Genomic DNA, 14,086 nt, shown 5'->3' on the forward strand with positions numbered 1-14,086 from the left:
CATGAGTGGAATCCATTTAGAACATATCAGCCAGCATTTCGGCGAGCAGATTGCTCTTAACGATGTCAGTCTTACGGTGAATGAGGGAGAGTTTTTCTCCCTTCTTGGCCCTAGCGGCTGCGGAAAATCAACGTTATTAAACATCATTGGCGGTTTTTTAGAGCCAACAAAAGGTGTCGTCTATATTGGTGATCAGGATGTGACGACTTTACCGCCTTATCAAAGAAAAACGGGTATGGTCTTTCAAAGCTATGCACTCTTTCCGCATCTGACCGTATTTGATAATGTGGCGTATGGGTTAAAGGTTCAAAAGAAAAAGAAGGCAGAAATCAAAGAGAAAGTTATGGAATGTTTGTCTCTTGTGCAATTAGAGGCGTTTGCGAAACGTATGCCGCATCAATTAAGTGGTGGACAGCAGCAGCGGGTAGCGATTGCAAGGGCGCTTGCGATTCAGCCGTCTGTTCTTCTTCTTGATGAACCGCTCAGTAACCTAGATGCAAAACTTAGAAAAAATATGCAGACAGAGCTTCGAAATATTCAAAGGAATGTCGGAATTACAACCATCCTCGTGACCCATGACCAAGAGGAAGCATTAAGCCTTTCTGATCGGATTGGGATTTTAGGTGAGGGGAGAATCCAGCAGATTGGGACGCCTTTAGAGGTGTATCGCCAGCCAAACAATCGATTTGTTGCTGAATTTATCGGACAGGTGAACCTATTTGAAGCAGTATATGATGAAGCTAAAGCTGCATTTATCGTTCCTCATTTAACCCAGTCAAACGGGCAGCATGTTGAGTTAAAGGCTGCGGCACACCAAGAGAAGAAGGGGAATCATTTACTCATGCTCCGTCCAGAAAGAATCAGCATATCTTCTGAGTGGGAAAACGTTCAGCCCAACCATGTATCAGGCGTGCTGGCAGATGTCAGTTATATTGGTCACTCATTACGTTTGGTGGTGGGGCTCGATAGCGGTGAAATGATTGTCCATGCTTCTGATGCAGCATTTCCTGAACTGCCGAAAGCTGGAGAAGCTATTCATATCAATTGGCAGCCTGAAGATATTGTTTTCCTAGATTCGAAGGTGCACACGTGATGCGTATCAAGAAAAAGAATCAGCGATTTCATTGGTTCATGCTGCTGCCTGCGTGTTTGTTTCTTGTTGTATTTCTTCTAGCGCCGCTTGTGATGATGTTCGTCCTCAGTTTTCGCGATGTGGATTCAATGATGAATACATTACAAACGTACAGCTTTTCTCAATATATTCATGTGTTCACGACAGATGCGTATGTGAAGGCGATTGGAAGTACAGTGTGGGTAGCCTTGCAGACAACGGTAATTTGTTTATTGATGGCATACCCCGCAGCATACGTGCTCGTCAAGGCACCTCATCCGCGTCTGCGGGCATTTTTCTATATCTTACTTGTCTCGCCGCTTTTGACAAGTGTTGTGATTCGGACGTTTGCATGGATTGTCCTTCTTTCGCAAAATGGTCTGATCAATGGCATGTTATTAGATTTACATGTGATTGAAAAGCCGCTCTCTATGCTGTGGAATATGAATGCGGTGATTATTGCTTATGTTCAGGTCATGCTGCCTTTTGCAGTGCTGCCTATCGCGACGAGCTTAACCGATATGGATCGTCATTTACGACCGGCTTCTATGAGTCTAGGAGCTGGACGTATTCGAACCTTCTTTCATGTGACCTTTCCACTGACCATTCCAGGTATGGTGACTGGAGCTATTATTGTCTTTTCACTGGCGGCTGGGAGCTATATCACCCCGCTGTTAGTCGGCGGAAGGATGCAGCCTCTGCTGCCGCTGTCTATTTATCAGCAGGTCATGCAGGTGTATAACTTGCCTCTTGCTGCAGCGATGTCCTTTACGTTATTGGTTTGTGTGCTTGTGGTGGTCATTTTATTAAGCTATCTATTGAAGCGTTGGGAGGCGAGGATGCATGCGTAAAAAATCATTAGGTGACCGTTTGCTTTCAATCCTGATTTGGACTGCTGGGTCATTGGTTTATCTCTTTTTAACCATACCTGTTCTTGTCATCGTCTTATCTGCTTTTAGTCCAAATGCCTTTCCTGAATTTCCGCCGACTTCGTTCTCCGTTCGTTGGTTTCAAGAGGTCGTGTCGAATCCAGAATGGATGGAGTCTCTGCGTATCAGTGTGATTTTGCTATTCATCGTAACGCCGCTCACGGTTCTTTTAGGCACGATGGCTTCGTATGCTTTAGCAAGGCTTACCTTTAAGGGAAAGGAGGCCATCCAAGCCTTCATTTTGTCACCACTTATGATTCCTCAGGTAGTGTTGGGGATTGCCATGCTTTATTTGTTTACGGCTATGGGGTTTACGGGATCTTTGTGGGCGCTTGTCATAGGTCACGTCATTATTGGCTTTCCCTATGTGGTTCGAACAGTAGGCGTCAGTGTCTCGAATTTGGACCCGCAGCTTGAGCTAGCTTCAATGAATCTTGGCGCAGGACCCATTCGCACATTCTTTCGAGTGACGCTGCCTTTGATTAAGCCAGGAATTATTGCAGGCGGAGTGTTTTCAGCTGTGACGTCATTTGGGGAAATATCGATCAGTTTGTTCGTTTCCTCTCCCCAAACCATTACGATTCCCATCAGGACGTTTAATTACATTGAGCAAACCTTTGATCCGAGTGTCAATGCGATATCTGTCATATTTATTATCATTTCTATCATTGCGTTGCTCATCATTGAGAAAACGATTGGCCTGTCTAAGGTGATGTAAATATAATGAAGAAACAAGGGAGCTGTCATTTGAAATGGCAGCTCTTTTTGTGTTGTTTTTACGGTAAATATTTTCAATTTTTCAGGGAATATAGTTCTTAAGATTTAAGAAATTTTGGAGAATGAAAGGAGACCTCTATCCTGCATTTTCGGTCATATTTGCAAATTTTAAGGGGAAACATGAAATTTTTGCGGTATTTAGTCGATTATTTTCGGTTGAACGCAACTATTATTAGTTATTTTCGGTAAATATCGTAAATTATCATGTGATTCATTCGGTATAACGCATGAATCTTTACACCCATTTTTCGGTGAAAAAAACAATAATTTCATATAAAGTGGACGTAAATAGAAAATATTTAAAAAGAAAAGAAGAAAAAGGCAAATCTATGGAAACGTAGAGACGCAAAGCCATGTCCTAAGGTAAAAGTTGCTTTTTTACTATGGTCGGCAGGTTACCGAATCAAAATGGGAGTCCCTCCGTTTTATTCGGGGTGGGCTTCTTTCCGTATTTCGTCTATTTAATCAAATAGACTTGGTTCTTTTGATATAGAGGGTGCAGGGTGTCACATTGGTGGAGAAAACATAGAAGAGGCGGAGGATAAGAATGAATACAGTTTATTACCCCTTAACACATGCGCAAAAGCGAGTATTCTACACGGAAAGATTTTATCCAGGTACAAGTATTTCTAATTTGGGTGGATTCGCCAGATTGAGATCGGTATCAGGTTTAGATCCATCTTTAGTCGTTGACGTGCTTCAAGCGTACATTCGCCAAACTGACTCCCTTCGTTTGAGGCTGGTGTATCGACATGAGCAGGAGGAGCCTGTTCAATATATGAAGCCTTATGAAGAACAGCCGATTCGCATGGAGAAGGGCTGGAGTGAAGAAGAAGTGAGGGCTTGGGCGAATGAGCAAATCCGTGAGCCAATGCCGTTAATTGACAGCCCCTTGATTGAATTTACGGTCTTTCAAATCAGTGATCAAGAGTGCTGGCTGTTCTGTAAAGCACATCATATTGTGGCGGATGGTATCTCGATTATCTTGATGGGAAATCGCATTATCGACTTATACCAGAACATGCTGCACGGGGTAGACATCTCACCGGTTGAGGAGATTTCCTTCGTTGATCACATCATGAGTGAGCAAAGCTATGAAACTTCTAAACGATTTCAAAAAGACCAAGCCTTTTGGAATGAGCAATTTGCCAATATTCCAGATTTCGCTTCTTTAAAACCGCATAAGGGATACGAGATGAGTTTACATGCGCAGCGATTTTCGGGGGATATTCCAGATTCTTTGAAGGAGAAACTTCGTGCTTTTTGTGAAGAGCAGAAAGTCAGTATGCTCTCGATGTTTATGTCCACTGTTTATGTATATTTACATCGTTTTAGCGGCATGGAGGATGTTGTTCTTGGAACCTTTATGGGCAACCGAACGAATGCCAAAGAAAAAAAGATGATTGGTATGTTTGTTTCGACGATTCCAATGCGTGCATCTGTTCATGGGTCGCAAACATTTCTTGATTTCGTAAAACAGGTCATGGCGGATCAAATGAAGATCTTGCGTCACCAAAAGTACCCTTACAATCTCCTCATGAATGATTTGCGAGAAAGAGAAGGGTTTACAGGGCGCCTTTTTGATATTTCTTTAGAATACCAGGTCATGCAGTGGCAGAAAAAAGAGAATCTGTCTTTTATTACTGAACCGATTTTTAGCGGGAGCGGAATGAATGATATTTCAATCCATGTAAAGGACCGCTGGGATACAGATACATTGACCATTGATTTGGACTACCGTACAGATGTATTCACCGAAGAAGAAATCAGTAAGATGTTTGATCGATTTTTGATCATACTAGAGGCGGCGGTCTCTCAGCCTGACCAGCTGATCGGGACACTTCCTTTACTTCCATCAGATGAACAAAAGGAACTGCTGCAACTATCTGAGAGAATCCCGTTTGAAAAACCAGCTGAAAAACCGGTTCACCACATGTTTGATGAGACAGCAAATAAGTATGCAGAGCGGACAGCCGTTGTAGCGGAAAATGGAGCATTTACTTATGGAGAGCTGTATCAAAAGGCAGAAAAGCTGGCGCGGTTTTTACAAATGAAAGGTGTCTCGCGTGATGTGCCTGTTGCTGTCCTAATGGATCGGAAGGCAGATGCTATGGTGGCGATCTTCGGCATATTAAAGGCTGGCGGGGCGTATGTACCGATTGATCCGGCATTACCTGAGGAGCGCATTCAATATATTGTGGAGGATTCTGGTGCTTCCATTGTGTTAACAGAGGAATCGTTCGTTTCAACATACCGTGCCCTCTCGGAAAAAATGGTCGTTCAGCAGCAAATCGAATTAGATGATGGTCTGCTGCCTGCGCTTGTAAATCAGTCGGCACCTGAGGATTTGGCTTACATGATTTATACATCAGGTACGACTGGAAAGCCGAAAGGCGTCATGATTGAGCATCTTCAGCTGCATCATTTGGTCCATGCCTTGCATCATGAGATTTATCAAGGGGCGAGTGAGCTTCAAATGGCGCTTCTTGCACCATTCCATTTTGATGCATCGGTGAAACAAATCTTTGCTGCTCTTTTATTTGGGCATACGCTTCATATCATCCCGCGAGAAACGACGAGAAATGGTGTTCAATTAGCGGCTTATTATAAAAAACATCAAATTGAAGCAGCAGACGGAACACCGGCGCATGTGCAGCTTTTACTTGCAGCGGATTTGGACGGGCTGTCATTGACACACATGTTGATTGGGGGAGAAGCATTGCCTGCGAAAGCAGCACACTCTCTTATCGAAGCGCTTCGTATGAGTGAGCCTGATTTTACTTTGTGGAATGTGTATGGTCCGACTGAGACGTGTGTCGATGCGGCGGTTCATCGTCTGGAACTAAGTGAGCTGCGCGAATCATCTGAACAGCAGCGTTATGTGTCGATCGGAAAACCACTCGGTCATCACCGTCTTTATATTTTAAATGACCATGATCAATTACAGGTGCAGGGGGCTATTGGAGAGCTATGCATTGCAGGGATAGGTGTTGGACGAGGCTATGTGAATCAGCCTGAATTAACGGAGAAGGTATTCACGACAGATCCGTTTTCTCCACACGAGCGGATGTATCGAACGGGGGATCTAGTCAGATGGCTTCCGGATGGCACCATTGATTATCTTGGCAGAATGGATGATCAAGTAAAAATAAGGGGTTACCGCATAGAAACAGGCGAAATTGAAGCAGTGATGGAGCAGGTAGATGGAGTCGATCAAGCTGTCGTACTTGTGGTTGATGAAGCGGACGGGGAAAAGGCGTTAAGTGCTTACTATCAAGCTCGTCAAGAAGGTGTGTCAGTTGACATGCTGCAAGCCGCTATCAAACATCAGCTTCCAGCTTACATGATGCCGCTCTATTTCAAAGAGCTCGATGCATTTCCACTCACAGTCAGCGGCAAAGTCGATCGTCGTGCACTTGCTGCTTTAAAAGGCGACAAAGCAGTTCATGCTGTATATGTTGCACCTAGAAACGATCTCGAAACGAAGCTTGTGCGTTTGTGGGAAGAAATCCTTGGTCAAGAGAAGATGGGTGTATATGATTCTTTCTTCGAGCGAGGTGGTCATTCACTTAAAGCGATGACAGTACTCACACATGTTCAGCGAGACTTTCAGGTGGAAGTGCCGCTCTCCATTTTATTTGAACAGCAGACCATTGCTGCTTTGGCTGCCTACATTGAGCAAGCGGAAACATCTTCTGAAACGGTGATACCAAAAGCGCCGGCAGCAGACCACTATCCATTGTCACCTCCACAGCAGCGCGTTTATATGGTGAGTCAATTGGAGCAAAGCACCGCATACCATATGCCGGCTGTTGTGAGGTTAAAAGGAACATTGCAGCGAGAGAAGCTGACTGAAGCCTTTGAAAGACTCATCACACGTCATGATATGCTGCGTACTTCTTTTCATACGTTGAAAGGTGTTCCATGTCAGCAGGTAGCTCCATCAGTGCCATTTCAAATAGAGCAGCTGACAGGCGGCACGATGGAAGAAAATATGCAGCAATTTGTCAGACCTTTTGACCTTGAGTGTGCACCACTTCTTCGTATTGGCTTGAAGTTATTACATGATCAGGAGCACCTGCTCTTTTTCGATATGCATCATCTCATCTCAGATGGTCTTTCGATTGATTTAATGCTGCGTGAGCTGTCAGATGCTTACGAGGGATCGGTCAAAGCACCATTGAAGCTTCAATATCAAGATTATGCTGTTTGGCAAGAACAACAAGATTTTCAAAAAGAAGAGGCATTCTGGCTGCAGGAATTTTCGGGTGATCTTCCTGCTTTACAGCTGTTGACCGATTATCAACGCCCAGCGGTCCAGTCTTTTGCAGGGGACCGTGTGATCAAAGAAATAGATGAAACGTTAAAGGAACAATTGCAGGAGCTTGCGGCAAATCACCACACGACACTGTATACGGTTCTGCTTTCTGCTTACTATACATTGCTTGCGAAGTACACGGGTCAAAAGGAATTCGTGGTTGGAACACCGGCGGCAGGGCGTGTGCATGCAGACCTGGATGACATGATCGGCATGTTTGTCCAGACACTTGCTTTGCGGTCAGAGGTTGATCCGAATGGAACCATGTCGCAGTTGATCGAGCAAGTTAAGGAAAAGACGATGCATGCATTTGAGCATCAGCAATATCCATTTGAACGGCTGCTTGAAAAGCTGAATATACCAAGAGATTTTAGCCGTCATCCTTTATTCGATACCGTTTTTACACTCATGCCAGATCATGGAGCAGCCCAGCATATTGGAGAGATGCAAGTTGAAATTGAAGAAACCAATTTCCATATTGCAAAGTTTGATTTAACGCTGCAAGCGATGGAGTCAGATCAAGGTTTATCCTTTGTCCTCGATTACAGTACGGCGCTATTTAAACGAAGTACAGCCGAGCAAATGCTGCATCATTATATGTATTTGCTGGAGCAGATGGTCCAATCGCCGGAGGAAGCGATTCGATCCTATCGATTACTGTCTGAACAGGAAGCGGAAGCTCAACTGAATCTGTGGAATCCGTTACCGACGCCTTATCCGGCAGAAGAAACCATTGTGACGCAGTTTGAAGCGCAGGTGCAGGAGCATGGTCATAAGTCTGCACTCCAATGTGAAGGTGTGATTCTTTCTTACCAAGAACTGAATGACCGAGTGAACCAGCTGGCTCATTATTTGCGTGAACATGGGTTTGAAAGAGGGATGAAAGCGGCCTTATTCTTTGAACGATCCAATGAGATGGTACTCTCTGTTCTAGCTGTGCTTAAGGCGGGCGGCGTCTATGTACCAATTGATCCTGATTTCCCTGATGAGCGCGTGAAGCACTTTTTGACAGATAGCGGTGCACAATTTTTACTGACACACCAGGTGCTGCGCCAACGTTCGGTACTCGCTTCTTTTGAGGGAACCGTCGTCGAAACAGAAGATCAACTGATTGTTCAGCAGTCAGACAGAAATATAGACATACCTATTTTACCTGAGGACTTGGCGAATTTGACCTATACATCTGGTACAACTGGCAAGCCGAAAGGAAATATGGTGACACACCGGAATATTTTGAGAACGGTGAAGCAATCAAATTATCTTGCCATTCATCATGAAGACACGGTGATGAGTCTATCAAACTATGTATTTGATGCTTTTATGTTTGATGTGTTTGGTGCTTTATTAAACGGAGCGAAACTGATTGTTCTGCCAAAGGACCATATCTTAAATATGAATGAGCTTTCTGGAGCGATTGAGAAGGAAAAAGTCAGTATTTTAATGATCACGACAGCTCTTTTTCACTTACTCATCGATATGAAAAAAGACAGCCTGAAGAACGTCAGAAAAGTTCTGTTTGGCGGAGAGCGAGCTTCCGTGCCTCATGTCATGACTGCACTTGAAACGGTGGGGGAAGGCAAGCTTGTTCATATGTACGGTCCTTCTGAAAGCACGATTTTCACTACGTATTATCCAGTGAATCACATTGAGAAGCAGGCGTTATCCATTCCAATTGGAAAGCCAGTGAGTCAAACGGCTGTTTACATTGTAGATGAATTTGGACATGTGCAGCCGCCGGGTGTTGCGGGAGAGCTATGTGTCGCTGGTGATGGACTGGTGAAAGGATATTATGGGCAGCCAGAACTCACAAGCGAAAAATTTGTGGAAAATCCTTTCCGCCCTGGTGAGGTCATGTATAAAACGGGTGATCTTGCACGATGGCTGTCAAATGGAGAGATTGAATTCATTGGACGGATTGATCATCAAGTGAAGATTCGAGGTCAGCGTATTGAACTTGGAGAAATTGAGCATCAGCTGCTGCGACATCCGCAATTGAAGGAAGCCGTCGTCATTGCAGCTCCAAATGATACATTATGTGCGTATTTCACAGCAGAAGGGTCTGTCTCATTAACTGATTTGCGCGAGCAAGCAGGACGTGAACTGCCTGTGTATATGATGCCGTCGTTCTTCATGCAATTAGACGAGCTTCCGCTGACGAATAACGGCAAGGTAGATAGGCGCGCCTTACCGGTGCCTGACCTAAGTGAGCAGGGGGTAAATGAGTACATCCCTCCTCAAACCGAAACAGAGCATCACGTAGCGCGCATTTGGGAGGAAGTTCTTGAAGTGCCGAGAATCGGCAGGGACGATCATTTCTTTGAATGCGGTGGCCATTCGCTGCGCGGCATGAAAATGCTGAACAGGCTGTATGAAGAGATGCACGTGGAGCTCACTTTGAAGTCTTTATTTGAATCTCCAACATTAGAGGCGTTTGCCTTTGCGGTTGATCAAGCGGATCAAACGGAGATCAAGCGGGTGGAGGTTGCAGAAGAAGCGGCCTATTATCCAGTGACATCTGCTCAGAAAAGGCTGTTTGTATTGGAGAAAATGACCGATGCGGAGCAAAGCTATCATATGCCGGCTGCTTTAAAGCTAGAAGGTGTTTTTGATGAAAAACGATTTAAAAAAGCGATTGAGCAGCTTGTCCATCGTCATGAAGCATTTAGAACGAGCTTTGACTTTGTTCAGAATGAACCTGTTCAACGGATTGAATCAAATATTTCCTTAGACATTGAGGAAATCGAAGGGAACGGAAGAGACATACAGGAATTGATGAATGACTTTATCCGTCCATTTGATGTAGGAAAGGCGCCTTTACTCAGAGTAGGTCTAGTTTCTGTTTCCGTAAATGTCCATTATTTACTGATTGATATGCATCATATCATTTCAGATGGCGCATCTGTTGGCATTTTAATTGAGGAGCTTTCAGCCTTGTATCGAGGAGACAAACTACAGGAATTACCTGTTCAATATAAGGATTATGCGGTTTGGTCAAAAAGTGAGACGTTTGCTGCACAAAAAAGAGCTGAAGAGGCGTTTTGGCTGGAGCAATTACAAGGAGAGCTACCTGTACTGGGACTGCCGGAAGACCTGCCAAGACCAAAAGTGCAAACATTCGCAGGAGAGCGTGTCTCCTTTACAATCGATGGGTCGCTTAAAGCGAAATTGGATGAGCTGGTCAGAGCGCTAAACAGCACGACGTATACAGTCCTGCTCACTTGCTACAGTACCCTTTTAAGCAAGCTATCAAGACAAGAAGATATCATCATCGGTTCACCGATTGTGGGCAGAACTCACCCTGATATTCAATCTGTCATTGGTATGTTTGTGAACACGCTGGCACTTAGAACAAAGCCAGCAGGACATCTGACAGCTGCAGAATTTGCGTCAAATGTTCATCAACTTGTGTTAGAGGCAAATGAGCATCAGTTGTACCCATTTGAAGAATTGGTAGACCAAGTACAAACGGTTCGAGACACTAGCCGTCACCCAATCTTTGATGTGGTGTTCTCGATGGAAAATGCGGATATCCGTGATTTAACGATGGATGGACTTCACATCGTTCCAGAGCCATTTGAAGAAAATATCGCCAAATTTGATTTGACCTTAACTGGAAACGAATCGGCTGATCACATTGAGCTTGTGTTTGATTTTAATACTTCTATCTTTCAACAGTCTTCGATTGAAAAGTGGAAGGAGTTTTTCCTTCATTTATTGGAACAAATGGTATCAGCGCCAGATCAATCGCTAGATCAAATGCAGCTATTATCACCGAAGCAGCAGCAAAAACTGCTCAGTGAATGGTCAGGTCCTGTCCTAGACGTTCCGTCAGATCAAACCATTCATAAACTGATCGAGGCTAAAGCATTTGAAGCACCGCACCAAAAAGCGGCAACCTTCTGCGGAACAAGCTGGACGTATGAAGAACTGAACAGTCGGGCGAATACAGTCGCTTCAAGGCTCATCTCAAACGGCATAAAACGAGGAGATCGCATCGGCATTCTCACCCGTCCGTCCCTTAATATGACGGCAGCTGTCCTTGGCGTCTTGAAGGCAGGTGCGGCATTCGTTCCAATCGATGCGGATTATCCGGATCAGCGCATTACCTACATGCTGGAAGACTGCGGGGCAGAGGTTCTTTTGATGCAAAAAGGATTGACTGCACCATCTTCATTCACAGGTCATGTCCTATTGATAGAGGATGCCGTAAAAGGTGAAGCGCAAGAAATTCAGATTCATATGAAACCGACTGATCTCGCCTATATGATTTACACGTCTGGAACAACAGGACAGCCGAAGGGTGTCATGGTCGAGCACCAGTCCCTTGTAAACCTAGCGTTTTGGCACAATGATGCCTTCCAAGTGACCAATGCGGACCGAACCGCTAAATATGCCGGCTTTGGCTTTGATGCCTCCATTTGGGAAATGTTCCCGACATGGATCGCCGGCGCAGAGCTGCACATCATCGATGAAGCGATTCGTCTCGATATGATCAAGCTCAATGCGTATTTCAATCAAGAAGGTATCACCATTGCGTTCCTGCCGACCCAGTTATGCGAGCAGTTTATGTCAATGGACAATCATTCTCTGCGTTACTTACTAACAGGCGGAGATAAGCTGAAACAGATAAAGCCTGTTCCATATAAACTCGTGAATAACTACGGTCCGACGGAAAATACAGTCGTGGCGACAAGCGGGATTATCAATCCAGATCAAGGAACGCTTCCAATCGGAACAGCGATTGCCAATACACGTTTTTACATTATGGGTTCGTTATATGACCTCTCGCCGCCAGGCGTACCGGGTGAGCTTGTGATCGCAGGAAAAGGACTGGCTAGGGGGTACTGGAATCTTCCGGAGGAAACAGATAAACGATTTGTCCCAGATCCATTTTATCCAGGTGAGCGCATGTATCGCACAGGCGACTTAGTGAAATGGACAGAGGATGGCGAGCTGATCTATCTCGGCAGAAAAGACCATCAGGTCAATATCCGAGGCTTCCGGATTGAGCTATCAGAAATTGAAGCTCAGCTTCTTGAGCTGGATTCAGTCAAAGAAGCAGTCGTGACAACGGTGAAAGATGCAAGCGATCAAGACGCCCTTGCCGCATATGTCATCACGGAGAATGAAACAGAAGACTTAAAAGAAAGCTTAAAACGCACGTTGCCAGACTATATGGTGCCTTCATGGATCATCAAGCTAGACCAACTGCCGATGACGGCAAATGGCAAAGTCGATCTGAAAGCATTGCCAGCGCCTGATATGGAAGCAAACCAAACGGCTTACGAAGCGCCAAGAGACGAAGTCGAAACGCTTCTATGCGGCATTTGGGAAGACGTACTTGGCGTGAGCCAAGTCGGCATTCACGATCACTTCTTCTTCCTTGGCGGAGATTCGATTAAAGGCATTCAAATGGCAAGCAGACTCACACAAGCGGGCTGGAAGCTCGATATGAAACTACTATTCCAGTACCCAACGATTGCAGAGCTGCGCCCATATATCGAAGAAGCTGATCAACTGACAGCCGACCAGTCACCTGTCGAAGGGGAAGTCATTTTCACACCGATTCAGCGCTGGTTCTTTGAGCGAAACTTTACGAGTCAGCACCATTGGAACCAATCGGTTATGCTCCAAGCGCCAAATGGTTTGGATGAAACCATCGCTCAGCAAGTGTTGGAGCAGCTTATGATCCATCACGATGCCTTGCGAATGGTGTATCCGCTTGAAGAAGGACGCGTGATCCAGCGTCATCGAAAAATCGAAGAAAACTTGGTGGCTGTTGATGTAATGGAAGTACGAGGGGAACTGTCGGAGCAAATCCTGCAGGTAGAAAAGCTGGCAAATGAAGTGCAGGCGAGTATATCGCTAGCGGAAGGACCTTTAGTAAAGCCAGCTATTTTCCGAACGGATCAAGGGGATCATTTACTGCTCGCTGTACATCATCTTGTCATCGATGGTGTGTCATGGCGTATTTTCCTTGAAGATTTTATGGCTCTTTATGAACAGTCGAAGCGCGGGGAAATCCTGACACTTCCTGAAAAAACACACTCTTTCCAAGAATATGCCCAGAAGCTGACGGAATACGCGATGTCAGATGAGTTGCTGTCGGAAAGAGCCTATTGGAAAAAGGTACTTGCGCATTCCGTTACACCGATTCAAAAGGATTATGTGACAGAAGATCAGCGGATGCTTCATACACAGACCATTCGTTTTACATTGTCTGAGGAGGAAACACGCAGTCTGCTGACAGATGTACATGAAGCATATCAAACAGACATCAATGATATTTTGCTGACAGCACTTGGATTGTCCATGAAAGAGTGGACAGGTGAAGACAGACACTTTATTCATCTTGAAGGACACGGGAGAGAGAACATCCTCCCTGCAATCAATGTATCACGGACGATTGGCTGGTTTACAAGTATGTATCCTGTGTTACTGGATATGTCGCATGCAGACGATCTTTCTTATCAGATCAAGCATTTAAAAGAGGAACTCAGGCACATTCCGAACAAGGGAATCGGCTATGGCATATTAAAATATTTAACCCCTGACAAGATGAAGGACGATATCTCATTTGATCTCGCGCCAGATATCAGCTTTAACTATCTTGGTCAGTTTGATGAACAGATCAGCGGTGAGTTAAGCCGCTCAACGTGGCATCCAGGACAATCGCTGAGTCCTGAATCAGAGAAACCTCATGCACTTGATATTGTGGGATTCGTCGAACAAGCCATGTTCCATGTGACGATTTCTTATCATCAACTTGAATTTGAAGAACGTACGATGGAACAATTCAAGGATCTTCTTGAAAAGAATGTGAGGGCGCTGATTTCACATTGCGTATCACAGGAGGAAACCCAGATGACACCTAGTGATGTAGGGGATGAAGATCTCACGATGGATGAACTTGAAAAGCTAATGGATATATTTTAAGCAAACGAAGAGGTG

4 protein-coding genes and 1 riboswitch are annotated in these 14,086 nt (G+C 44.8%); all 4 genes read left to right on the forward strand.

Annotated elements, in window-relative coordinates:
• Position 1 precedes the first annotated feature (1 nt).
• Positions 2–1,093 carry an ABC transporter ATP-binding protein gene (locus ACP7A0_RS10915; protein ID WP_106061726.1) on the forward strand — a complete coding sequence of 364 codons (1,092 nt, stop codon included), beginning with the start codon at positions 2–4 and terminating at the stop codon, positions 1,091–1,093.
• Positions 1,093–1,962: an ABC transporter permease gene (locus ACP7A0_RS10920; RefSeq protein WP_375566869.1), complete on the forward strand. Its 870-nt coding sequence runs from the start codon at positions 1,093–1,095 to the stop codon at positions 1,960–1,962. The genes ACP7A0_RS10915 and ACP7A0_RS10920 overlap by 1 nt, the downstream gene beginning before the upstream one ends.
• Positions 1,955–2,758, forward strand: coding sequence for an ABC transporter permease (locus ACP7A0_RS10925; protein WP_060595514.1), 804 nt, complete (start codon positions 1,955–1,957; stop codon positions 2,756–2,758). Before ACP7A0_RS10920 ends, ACP7A0_RS10925 begins: the two co-directional genes overlap by 8 nt.
• Positions 2,759–3,127: 369 nt before the next feature.
• Positions 3,128–3,220, forward strand: a riboswitch (cyclic di-GMP riboswitch).
• A gap of 144 nt (positions 3,221–3,364) precedes the next feature.
• Entirely contained in the window at positions 3,365–14,071 is a 10,707-nt protein-coding gene (locus tag ACP7A0_RS10930) for an amino acid adenylation domain-containing protein (protein ID WP_375566870.1), read from the forward strand.
• Positions 14,072–14,086: the final 15 nt, after the last annotated feature.

It is taken from the genome of Bacillus sp. DWP3-1 (assembly GCF_049896565.1).
In the GTDB taxonomy this organism is placed as follows: domain Bacteria; phylum Bacillota; class Bacilli; order Bacillales; family Bacillaceae; genus Bacillus.

Coding starts and splice junctions, on each gene's coding strand:
- ACP7A0_RS10930 (WP_375566870.1), top strand. CDS start 3,365: ATGAATACAGTTTATTACCCCTTAACACATGCGCAAAAGCGAGTATTC.
- ACP7A0_RS10925 (WP_060595514.1), top strand. CDS start 1,955: ATGCGTAAAAAATCATTAGGTGACCGTTTGCTTTCAATCCTGATTTGG.
- ACP7A0_RS10915 (WP_106061726.1), top strand. CDS start 2: ATGAGTGGAATCCATTTAGAACATATCAGCCAGCATTTCGGCGAGCAG.
- ACP7A0_RS10920 (WP_375566869.1), top strand. CDS start 1,093: ATGCGTATCAAGAAAAAGAATCAGCGATTTCATTGGTTCATGCTGCTG.